Origin of the sequence: Variovorax defluvii (assembly GCF_039541515.1) — a bacterium.
Taxonomy (GTDB): Bacteria; Pseudomonadota; Gammaproteobacteria; order Burkholderiales; family Burkholderiaceae_C; genus Variovorax; species Variovorax defluvii.
The window spans coordinates 1-9,725 of record NZ_BAABGJ010000063.1; the positions used below are offsets into that span (position 1 = coordinate 1).

Below are 9,725 nucleotides of genomic sequence, written 5' to 3' on the forward strand. Positions count from 1 at the left end.
TCTTTGGCGAGACAAAGAAAGTAACTCGCCCGCCGGGGCGAATTCCCGGCTCCTGCGCCACACAACAAGCAAGGCCAAAACAAAGGCCCAAGAGCCAAATGCAAGGCTCCTGCGCCCCCCAACAAGCAAGGCCAAAACAAAGGCCAAGAGCCCTCTCCCACGGCGAGAGGGAGCAAGACAGCATCCCGGAGCCAAGGACCAAGGTACTTCAATGAACACGCAAACCGTCCACTCCCTGATCGAGGCCCAAGCCCAGCGCCGCCCGCAATCGGTGTATGCGCTTTCCACCGAAGGCGGTGCGCCGCTGCACTACGGCGACCTGGCGCGTGGTTGCCGCACCGTCGCCGCGGTGCTACGCCGGCACGGTGCAAACCCAGGCGACACCGTCTCGATGGTCATGCCCAACGGCCTGCAGACCCTGCGGCTGCTGCTCGGCGCCATGCATGCCGGCCTGTGCGTGAACCCCGTCAACCTGCTCTCGCAGCCCGATCAGATGCGCTACGTGCTCGAGCATTCCGACTGCCGCCTGGTGTGCGTCGCGCCCGAATGGGAAGCGCGCGTGCGCGCGATGCTGCAGGAGATCGACCGGCCCGTGTCCTTGCTGCTGGTGGACCCCGATGCGGCCGCCCTCCCCGGCGAAGGCACAGCACCGCCCGCAACCGAGCCGACGCCTCCTGCACCTGACGCGGTGGCACTGCTGATGTACACCTCCGGCACCACCGGCATGCCCAAGGGCGTGATGCTCACGCAGCGCAACCTGGCCGCCAACGCGCAGGCCATCAGTACCGAACATGGCCTGCAACCGGAGGACCGCGTGCTGGCCGTGCTGCCGCTCTACCACATCAACGCCTTCGCCGTGACCATGCTGGCACCGCTGGCGCATGGCGGCAGCCTGGCGATGCCCCCGAAGTTCTCGGCCGGACGCTTCTGGACGCAGGCCTCGCAGACGCAGTGCACCTGGATCAATGTCGTGCCGACCATGATCTCCTACCTGCTCGAGGGCGGCCAGCCAGCGCCGGCCGAGGCCGCGCACTGCGCGCGCATCCGCTTCTGCCGCTCGGCCTCGGCCGCGCTGCCGCCGGAGCACCACCGCGCCTTCGAGCAGATGTTCGGCATCGGCATCGTCGAAACCATGGGCCTGACCGAAACGGCAGCGCCCTCCTTCTCCAACCCGATGGACCCGGGCGCGCGCAAGCTCGGCTCGGTGGGCCGGGCTTCGGGCTGCGAGGCGCGCGTGGTCGATGCGGCGCTGGCCGCGTTGCCCGACGGCAGCACCGGCGAGCTGGTGATCCGCGGGCCCAACGTGATGCTCGGCTACTACAAGAACGAGGACGCCACGCGCGCCAGCTTCACGCCCGACGGCTGGCTGCGCACCGGCGACCTGGGTCACCGCGACGCGGACGGCTTCTTCTTCGTCACGGGCCGCATCAAGGAGCTGATCATCAAGGGCGGCGAGAACATCGCCCCGCGCGAGATCGACGAGGCGCTGCTGGCCCATCCCGCGGTGCGCGACGCCGCTGCGGTGGGTGTGCCCGACCGCCACTACGGCCAGGAGATCGGCGTGGCCGTGATCCTGCGCGAAGGCGCCGACTGCGGCGAGGAAGCCCTGCGCGACTGGTGCGCACAGGCGCTCGGGCGCTACAAGGCGCCCGCGCACTACCGCTTCGTGGAGGAACTGCCGCGCGGCCCTTCCGGCAAGGTGCAGCGGCTGAAACTGCTGCCGCTGTTCAAGTGATGGCAGGCGCCCATGGGGCGCTGCCACCCGCGCCGCCCGACGGTCGCACCAGTCCCTCGGCTGGCCTTTAGAAATACCACTTTCGTTCAACCCAAGGACGCGATGCGCGCCCTACACTGATCCGATGTCCACATGGCTGGCGTCGGCTCTGCAGAACGAGCGTTGGGCGGTGGGCGACCAGATCTGGTCGCGCGACCCGGCCACGGGCGCGTTCGATCTGGCCGACTACAAGGGACTGGGTGCACCGCCACCGGCTTGCAACCCCTTCGACCTCGCGCCTCTGGTGGGCGCACGGGTGAGCATCGAAGGCGCGCAGGGCGTGGCCGGACCGGTGGCGCTCTACCCCGGCGCCTTCCGCTTCTCGCCCTCGACCGGCAAGGCGCTGCCCGAGCCCGCCTCCACCGACACCGAGACCTGGCTGCCGCCCTTCGGGGCCGATGGCACCGTCGGCGATGCACCGCAAGGCCTGCGCCTGACCGATACCCACCTGGCGCTGCGGCCGACGCTGAACACCGAATCGCCGCCGGACCGCCAGATCGCGATGCCGCCGGCCGGCAACTGCCATTTCCTTTCCGGCGCCTTTGCCACGTGCGGCAGCCGGCTGCTCGCCATCGATGCCACGCAGGGTCTGCTGTTCCACTGGCTGCCGAACTCCGAGCGCTGGCAGGCACTGCGGCCCAGCGGCACGCAGGGCCCGGCGCCCAGCGCGCTCGCCGACGAGGCCTGGGGCCTGGCGGTGCAGGACCCGCAGCACGCCACCCGGATCTTCCTGCCCACCGACACCGGCCTGGCCATCGTCTTCGTCAACCTGATCGCGCGGACCTGCGAGGTGCGCAGCGTAGGCACCCGCTGCCTGGCCGCACCGGTGCTGTGGCAGGGCCGGGTCATCGTGCCCATGCTGCAGCGGGACGGGAAGCTGGGCATGTATGCGCTGGACCCGGAAGGCACCGAGCTCCGGCGCATCGAGGGCCCCGCGCTGGACGCCGCGGATGCAGGATGGGCCCGCCCGCTGGCCGATCGGCATCGCATCGTGTGGATGGCGCCGGAGGGCCAGCTCGTCGTGAGCCGAGGCGGCGACAAGGACGCGCTGCGCTTCGACTGGCTGCCCTGGCCCGCGGGCATCACGCCGCAGCTGCACCTCGGCAGCCCTTATCTGTCGCGCAACGGCCAGCTGTGGCAGCAGTGCGTGCGGCAGGTCGATGGAAGGGCCACGATCGCCTTCGTCCAGACCGGCCTGGCCGAACCGGAGATCCGGCCCGCCAGCTCGCCGCGGCTGAGCACCGGCGCGGCCTGCTTCCAGCTCGACACGCGCCTGCGGCTCGCCCCCTGGTTCGAGCCCGACGACTGCAGCGCGCTTGAAGCCGATGAAGTGATCGTGCCGCTGCTGGAGTCGACCTCCGCATCGACGGTGCTGTGCGTGCGCGTGCCCCATACCCGTCCGCCGGAAAGCCTGCTCGCGTCCAAGGAGACCTGCACCGCCACCTTCGAGCTGCAAGGCGGCGAGCACGACGTGCAGTTCTGGATGGCCCGCATGCCCCGCCCCTGGGCCGTGCGGCCATTCGTCCATGCGGGCCACCTGTACCTGTACCACCCCGACAGGCGCCGCCTGCCCGGCTGGCGGATCGAGCCCTGAGCGGCCATGCCGGCACCCGCATCGACATCGGAGTTTCCCGCCCCCTGCAGGCACTGCAGCCGGCTGCTGCATGGCGCGGTGCGCTTCTGTCCTTACTGCGGCGGCGAGGAGACTGCAAGGCTGCAGGCCCACATCGGCGCGGTCAATGCAACTTCGACTGCAACCACGACGACGGCCGCGACCGCGACCGCCACCACGACCGCCACCGCGTCTGCGCCGGCTGCGGACGACACCGGGCCCGAACGCTGGGCCCCCGAGCCCACCGAGGCCGTGCCGCAGCTCGCGATGGACGCGCCCCTCGCGCCCCGGCGTGATCAGCAGCCGCAGCAACCCGGCTTGCCGTCCATCCTGGGCCCCTCGAAGCCGCCGCGCGAAGGCACGGACGCCGACCCCAACCTGCTGGGCCCCGCCGCCTTCGAATGGCCCGAGGGGCTGCCGGCCGTGATCGAGGTGGAGCCACGCCCCGCGAGGCCGCGAATAGGCACACTGCTCACCAAGCCGGTGGCGATCGCCACCGCGCTGGGCCTGTCCGTGCTGGCCGTGGTGTTGAGCCTCGGCCCGCTCCAGGCCAGCCGGGAGGCCGAACCCGGCATGCCACAGGCATCGGTGGCGGCGAAGCTGGAACAAGCGCAGGGCACGCTGCGCAGGGGTGACCTCGACAGTGCCCAGCGCCAACTCGGTGCGCTGTCCGCAGCGTATCCGGGCCATGCGGGCGTGCAGGCGCTGCAGGAAGAACTCGACCAGCGCGAACGCGAACAGGCCGCCCGGCGCGAGCAATTGCGGGAGGCCGCCGGGAAGGCAGCCCAGGCACTGGGCATCCGCGAAGCTTCGCCATCGACATCGACATCGACATCGACATCGACATCGACATCGCATGCCGCCATGCCGGCGGAGGCACCTGCCAGGACGACTGCCACGACGAACGTCACAGTCGCCGCCCCACCCGCCGTCGCCGCGCAGGAACCGAAGTCGCCGGCCTGCAGCGGAGCGATGGCCGCCCTCGCGCTATGCGCATCCGAAGCGGAGGGCGCGCAGCAGGCGCCGTCCCGCTGACACCGGCACCTCATACGCCCCATGCCCCTCATGCCCCTCATGCCCCTCATGCCGCTCATGCACCTCATGCGCCTGATGCGCCTCACGACGAACACCCTCCCGAAGGAGTCAAGATGACAACCATCCGATCGCTGCTCACCGGGTTGATCTCGATCACCTTCCTTGTGTCCTCGGCGGCCGTGTCCGCGCAGTCACGGACCGGCTACAAGATCGTCACCGCATCGAAGACCGGCACCTACATCCAGATCGGCCGCGACCTGGCCCAGTGGGTCGCCGACCCGGCCCAGATCGACCTCGAGGTGCTGGAATCCCAGGGCTCGGCGGAGAACGTCCGGCGCATGCGCTTCGAGCCGGGCGTGAAGCTGGCGCTGGTGCAGTCCGACGTCTACCAGGCCTTCCTCGACGAAGCGAAGGCCGGCAACGCCGAGGCGGGCAACATCATCCGCCCGCTGCGGCTGATCATGCCGCTGTACGACGAGGAGATCTACTTCGTGACCCGCGCCGACTCGCCTATCAATGCCATCCACGAGATCCGGAACAAGAAGATCGCCGTCGGCGCGCTCGGCAGCGGCACCGCCCTGACTTCGCGCACGCTCTACCAGCTCATGTTCGGCGAGCCGCTGCCTTCGGAGAATGCGCAGTACCTCACCAACGAAGAGGCCCTGGTCAAACTCACCGTCGACAAGACCATCGACGTCGCCATCATCGTCGCCGGCCAGCCGGCCAAGCTGTTCTCGGACATGAAGCCGGAGGCGCGCAACTTCATCAAGATCCTCAAGCTCGACGACGCGGCGCCGGAGACCGCCCGCGCGAAGAAGACCTATTTTCCCGCGACCATCCGAACCTCGAGCTACCCGACCTGGCTCACGGCCGACATCCCCACGCTGACGGTGAAAGCCTACCTGGTCACCTACGACTACGGCCTGCAGTCGACGGTGGGCAACCTGGCGCGCTTCGCGGAGTCGCTGTGCATGAACTTCGACAAGCTGCAGGCCAACGGCCATCCCAAGTGGAAGCAGGTGAAGCTGGAACTGCCGCCGCTGGCACAGGGCTGGCGCTACTACCCGCCGATGGAAAAGCGCCTGCGTGCCTGCATCGCACGGGCTTCGGCCGCCGCGACGCCCGCACCGGTGTCGGACCGGCCCGCGCGGCCCTGCACGGAGCAGGAGTTCGTGCTGGGGCTGTGCAGGCGTTGAGAAGCCTTCACGCTGCGTCAAGCCGGCCTTCGCATCAACCCTTCCTCCATCGCAGGTGGCGGCTCCGGCGCAACCGCGCCATGCGTCCTCGCTTAGGATGCCCGATCGCGGTGCACGCCTCGCCGTGCGCCATCCCGAGGGAAGGGCGTCCAGGACAGCGGCTGTCTTCGTTCCTCGATTCCCCGTCCTTTGATGAATTGGAGAGCGAAGTGGTCAGCAAGAACACGATCTGTCTCTGGTACGACGGCACCGCCCTGGAAGCCGCGCAGTTCTACGCCCGGACCTTTCCCGACAGCGCCGTGAAGGCCGTGCACCACGCGCCCGGCGACTACCCCTCGGGCAAGCAAGGCGACGTGCTGACGGTCGATTTCACCGTCATGGGCATCCCCTGCCTGGGCCTGAACGGTGGGCCGGCCTTCAAGCACAGCGAGGCCTTCTCGTTCCAGGTCGCGACCGAGGACCAGGAAGAAACCGATCGCCTGTGGAACACCATCGTCGGCAACGGAGGGCAGGAAAGCGAGTGCGGCTGGTGCAAGGACAAGTGGGGCTTGTCGTGGCAGATCACGCCGCGTGTCCTCATCGAGGCATACACCGGTTCCGACCGCGCGGCCGCCAAGCGCGCCTTCGATGCGATGATGCAGATGAAGAAGATCGACATCGCGAAGATCGAGGCGGCATTGCGAGGTTGATGCCACCGAAGCCCCTGCGACGGACAAAAAACTGGCCGCATCGAGAAATCGCCTACACTCGGACGATCGACTGCGGCTTGCTCGTTGCCTCAGTCCTTGATTGACACCGCGCGGCAGACCCCGGCCGCGAGCGTTTCGGCCCAGGCATCGATCCATGCCAGCCGACCGTCACATCTCCTCCTCGGCGAGCTTCATCGTGGGTCCGTTCTTCAGGAACAGCACGCGGACCTCCTCCCTTCTTCACAGATTCACTCCTGCGCCAGGCTGGCCTCTTGCCATCGCTCGCGCGTACCCGGTCCGCCACGTGGCGGCCACGATTCGATACATGCAGACATCACGCGCCCACGAGGTGGGCAAATACCTCGTCACACCGATGACCAAACTCACCGACAGCGGCCAGTACGCAGCCTCGGTCTCCGTCCGCCGCGGCATGCACGACCGCGTGTTCCGGCTGGTCCGGCGCTTCGACGACGCGGCCCGTGCCGCGCGCTACGCGCTGGCGCAAGGACGCCTTCTCGTCCTGAACAACCAACTCGCCTGAGCGAGCCCCTCGACTTCCAACAATGCTGGGCTTACGAAAACCCCGCATCCATCACGCAAGAAAGCACATCATGGAAAACAAACTCTACGTCGGCAACCTCTCCTACTCGATGCGCGACGACACGCTGCAACGGCACTTCGAGGCCTTCGGCCACGTCTCGTCGGCCAAGGTCATGATGGAGCGCGACACGGGCCGCTCCAAGGGCTTCGGCTTCGTCGAGATGGGCTCGCCTGCCGAAGCGCAGGCGGCCATCCAGGGCCTCAGCGGCAAGGAAATCGATGGCCGGGCCATGACCGTCAACGTCGCCCGTCCCATGGAGCCGCGCAGCGGCGGCTTCGGCGGTGGCGATCGCCGCGGCGGCGGTGGTGGCGGCTATCGCAGCGGCGGCAATCGCTACTGATTTTTTTGGCGCTGATGGAAGGCGCTCACGGCGTGCGCCTCCATCACGCCACGACCGCCTTCGGCCGCCGCACGGCGCGAACCTTGCCGCTCGGCCCGCCGCCGCAGTAGAACAGCCCGGCCCCATCGGACTCCAGCCCGCTGACGCCGACGCCGGCCGGCATCTGCACGCGATCGAGCACGGCACCGCTGTGCGGGTCGATGCGGCGGATGTCGCTCTCGTCGCCCTCCCAGGTGCCGTGCCACAGCTCGCCCTCGACCCAGGTCACGCCGGTCACGAAGCGGTTCGATTCGATGGTGCGGATCAGCTTGCCGGTCTCGGGATCGATCTGGTGGATCTTGCGTTCTCGGTACTGTCCGACCCACAGGCTGCCCTCGGCCCAGGCGAGGCCCGAGTCGCCACCCTGGCCGGGTGCCGGGATGGTGGCCAGCACCTGGCCGGTGGCGGGATCGATCTTGTCGATGCGCGCCTCGGCGATCTGATAGAGGTACTTGCCGTCGAAGGCGGTGCCGGCATCGCCGGCGCAGGCCAGCGTTCGCGTGGGCTCGCCGCTCGCCGGGTCGAAGGCGACCAGCGCGGCGCCGGTGGCGGCCCAGACGTTGCGGCCGTCGTGGGTGACGCCGTGAATGCGGTCGGCGCCGTCGAAGGGGCCGTACTCGCGCACGATCTCGGCCGCGTGCGTGCGGGCCCGGGGGGTTGGGGTGACTGTCATTCGATCTGCTCCTGGAAGTTGCATGAACATCGGCGCCGTGAAGACGACTCTAGTCAAGCGACAGCGCAGCGGGGAGTAACAAGATCGTCGTGAATCCGGCCAGCGGCGGCGACAGCCAGCGCTGCGCGCGCGCCCGTCCGGTGGAGCACACCCGCCCCTGCGCCTCCAGCTCGACCAGGGCGCGCTGCACGGTGCGCTGGCTGGCATTCAGGGCCAGCGCCAGGGCCGAGGTCGACCAGGCTGCACCATCGGACAGCAGCGCCAGCAGCGATGCCTGCTCGCCGTCGATGGGCGGCAGGAGCACCAGCACCTCGCGCCCGTTCTGCGGCAGCAGCACGAAGCCGCGCGGCGTGGCCTCGATGCGCGCCAGGCCGCTGACGAGGGTGCGCAGCCGGCCGATCTCCACGCGCAGGCGCGCCCGGTGCGTCTCGTCGGGACGCTGCATGCGAAACGCCTGCGCGATCAGGCCTTCGCGGTCGGCATCCTGTGGCCAGGCGGCGGCCAGCGCGTGCATCAGGCTGAACAGCACCGGCCGGCGCGCCAGGGGCCGCCATGCGTCGCCGGCCGCCAGGCCCCGTCGGCAGGCATCGAGCACCAGCGCGCCGGATTCGCGCAGCGCGGCCACCTCGTCGAGGCGCAGGGCCTGTTCGACGCCATCGACGAGGCGTCGCGCGGCGGGCCGATCGAGCGCGCCGCGCGCTTCGTCCACTTCGGCGAGCAATGCCGCAACGCCTGCGCGCTCGGCCGCGGCGTGCGCGCGCGCCAAGGCCTGGCGCGCGCTGCCGATGCGCAGCGAGCGCAGTGCCAATTCCGCCGCGGCCAGTTCGGCCACCGCCGCCAGGGCTGGTGTCAGCCCACGCAGATCGATGCGTGCGAGCGCGGCCGCCGCCTCGTCGAGCCGACCCAGCAGCAGCAACCGGCGCGCCGCGATCAGCCGCGCCTGGCAGGCGTTGGCCGGGTCGGCGCGCGCCTCCAGCGTGGCCATGGCCGCTGCCAGCGGGCGTGGCGAGCCGCCGATGTCGCGCATGGCCAGCGCCACCTCGGCCTCCGCCACGACGCAGCGGGCACGCGCCAGCGCCTCGTGCGCGCCGAAGCCGCGCGCGGCGCGGCGCAGCAGCTCGCGGGCGCGCGGATGCTCGCCCAGCTGGGCCATCGCAATGCCGCGCAACGCAAGCGCGGGCGGGTCCTCGCGCAACGCGACCCGCTTGAGCGCGCCGAGCGCATCGCCGGCGGCCAGGGCGCGGGCGGAAGCGGCGATGAGGGAATCCATGGCGACAGGCTAACCGACGGCGCGGGCCGTCGCCGCCAACGCATGGAGACCACCGCAACGGCGGAGCGGGCGAGCTCGCGCAGGTACGCGATCGACCACGCCGAGGTGCGCAGTCTCGTGCGCGGGCTCGACAAGCTGCATCGTGCCCTGATGCAATCGCGGGGCGAGCCGGGCGCGTCGGCATCGCGCGCGACGCCCACTTCGCGGGCTCGGCCTGCCGCTGCTTCGCGCAGCCGATGTCGAGCGACTGCAGCCGGGTCTAGAGGCGCGTGCGGCCGCGTGTGCCGCCCGGCTTGATGCTGCGCGAGAAAGTCGATCCACGCCCACCTGGGCCTTTGTTTTGGCCTTGCTTGTTGGGGGGCGCAGGAGCCTTGAATTTGGCTCTTGGGCCTTTGCTTTGGCCTTGCTGGTTGTGTGGCGCAGGAGCCGGGAATTCGCCCCGGCGGGCGAGTTACTTTCTTTGTCTCGCCAAAGAAAGTAACCAAAGAAAGGCGAC

Annotated in this window: 9 protein-coding genes; 7 read left to right on the plus strand and 2 right to left on the minus strand. The window is 69.6% G+C overall.

Annotated elements, in window-relative coordinates; translation table 11 throughout:
- Positions 1-211 precede the first annotated feature (211 nt).
- From ABEA07_RS19095 to ABEA07_RS19125, 7 genes are all read left to right on the plus strand, one after another.
- The gene (locus tag ABEA07_RS19095; protein ID WP_345539803.1) at positions 212-1,735 is read left to right on the plus strand and encodes an AMP-binding protein; all 1,524 of its coding nucleotides are present in this window, start codon (positions 212-214) and stop codon (positions 1,733-1,735) included.
- A 124-nt stretch (positions 1,736-1,859) separates the two neighbouring features.
- Complete coding sequence (locus ABEA07_RS19100; protein WP_345539804.1) at positions 1,860-3,368, plus strand: hypothetical protein; 1,509 nt, start codon at positions 1,860-1,862, stop codon at positions 3,366-3,368.
- 6 nt (positions 3,369-3,374) lie between these two features.
- Positions 3,375-4,421 (plus strand): hypothetical protein, encoded by a 1,047-nt coding sequence (locus tag ABEA07_RS19105; RefSeq protein ID WP_345539806.1) that lies wholly within the window; start codon positions 3,375-3,377, stop codon positions 4,419-4,421.
- Between the two features lie 113 nt (positions 4,422-4,534).
- The gene (locus ABEA07_RS19110) at positions 4,535-5,617 is read left to right on the plus strand and encodes a TAXI family TRAP transporter solute-binding subunit (protein WP_345539808.1); all 1,083 of its coding nucleotides are present in this window, start codon (positions 4,535-4,537) and stop codon (positions 5,615-5,617) included.
- A 209-nt stretch (positions 5,618-5,826) separates the two neighbouring features.
- Positions 5,827-6,306: a VOC family protein gene (locus ABEA07_RS19115; RefSeq protein WP_345539809.1), complete on the plus strand. Its 480-nt coding sequence runs from the start codon at positions 5,827-5,829 to the stop codon at positions 6,304-6,306.
- 325 nt (positions 6,307-6,631) lie between these two features.
- On the plus strand, positions 6,632-6,847 hold the full coding sequence (locus tag ABEA07_RS19120) for a hypothetical protein (RefSeq protein WP_345539810.1): 216 nt from the start codon (positions 6,632-6,634) through the stop codon (positions 6,845-6,847).
- Between the two features lie 70 nt (positions 6,848-6,917).
- Positions 6,918-7,247 (plus strand): RNA-binding regulator, encoded by a 330-nt coding sequence (locus ABEA07_RS19125; RefSeq protein WP_345539811.1) that lies wholly within the window; start codon positions 6,918-6,920, stop codon positions 7,245-7,247.
- Positions 7,248-7,290: 43 nt separating this feature from the next.
- Here ABEA07_RS19125 and ABEA07_RS19130 read toward each other — a convergent pair whose 3' ends face one another.
- Positions 7,291-7,959: a Vgb family protein gene (locus ABEA07_RS19130; RefSeq protein ID WP_345539813.1), complete on the minus strand. Its 669-nt coding sequence runs from the start codon at positions 7,957-7,959 to the stop codon at positions 7,291-7,293.
- Positions 7,960-8,008: 49 nt separating this feature from the next.
- On the minus strand, positions 8,009-9,229 hold the full coding sequence (locus tag ABEA07_RS19135; RefSeq protein ID WP_345539814.1) for a helix-turn-helix domain-containing protein: 1,221 nt from the start codon (positions 9,227-9,229) through the stop codon (positions 8,009-8,011).
- Positions 9,230-9,725: the final 496 nt, after the last annotated feature.